Source organism: Caldisericum sp. (assembly GCF_049967455.1).
GTDB lineage: Bacteria > Caldisericota > Caldisericia > Caldisericales > Caldisericaceae > Caldisericum > Caldisericum exile_A.
In genome coordinates this window covers 1-928 of sequence record NZ_JBMFSR010000095.1, presented here as the reverse complement: position 1 = coordinate 928, position 928 = coordinate 1, and the positions used below count along the sequence as shown (strand labels likewise).

The 928-nt window shown below is 32.0% G+C and carries 2 pseudogenes; both read right to left on the bottom strand.

The window, feature by feature from the left end:
* Nucleotides 1–277, bottom strand: a pseudogene (locus tag ACP5SP_RS07980) (glutathione ABC transporter permease GsiC); the annotation flags it as partial.
* A gap of 193 nt (nucleotides 278–470) precedes the next feature.
* A pseudogene (locus ACP5SP_RS07975) lies at nucleotides 471–928 on the bottom strand (hypothetical protein); the annotation flags it as partial.

Below are 928 nucleotides of genomic sequence, written 5' to 3'. Positions count from 1 at the left end.
ATATGCTTATTACTGGTTCTCCAGATCTCAATGAATTACCTAAATTTAGAGATATCATATTTTTTAGCCATATAGTATATTGAATGAATAATGGTTGATTAATACCATAAGCCTTATAAAGAGCTTCTTTTTGAGATTGTGACAAAAAATTTTGCGTTCCCATCATTATATCCACTATATTTCCTGGTACAAGATGAATGGCTATGAAAACAAAGGATGTAATTATAAATACAGTTAAAAGTGATAGAGCACTGCGCCTTATAATATAATTCAACATACAAATTCACCTTCTCCGTTCAAACTTTCGGCTCAGTTCAATTTTTTTGAAATTTCTTGATTTTATAGAAGAAGCAACTTAAAATGCTTAAATCTGTTCGTAATATTTACTCCTTAACTATGCACTTCCTATTTGGAACGTGAATATTGAATAAAGATCTTTGAAAACAGTAGACAATGAGCATGGAATCATCCTATACTTTCCTTTGTGAGAGAGAAAAAAGGAGTAGTTCCATGCTCACAACAAATATATCACAAAAAGAAAGGACCAGAGGCTCAGAAGTTTTGAGTACATTCTTAGTATAAGTCAAGATCCAAAGTATCTCATCCTTGACAAAATCAAAGTAAAACATTCTCGAATATCCGAGTACCATGACAAAATACTTAATCAAAACGCTTTCTCCGGATATAATAGTTTTACTCTCTCCCCAATCAACCTGAAACTGTTCACCTGGAAGAGTTTCGAATCTCTTATACTCTTCAAAAGGTTCAGGCCTTATTGAGCGAATATAATCGTAAAGAATGGTAGGCTTGCCTGTGTATCCCATTTGAATTATTTCCTTAAAAAGTACTGTTGAAGTTATCTTTGGATACTTGTTAAGTCTTTCTTTTAAATATCCTTTGAAAGGATCTAATTTGGATAGTTTCATCT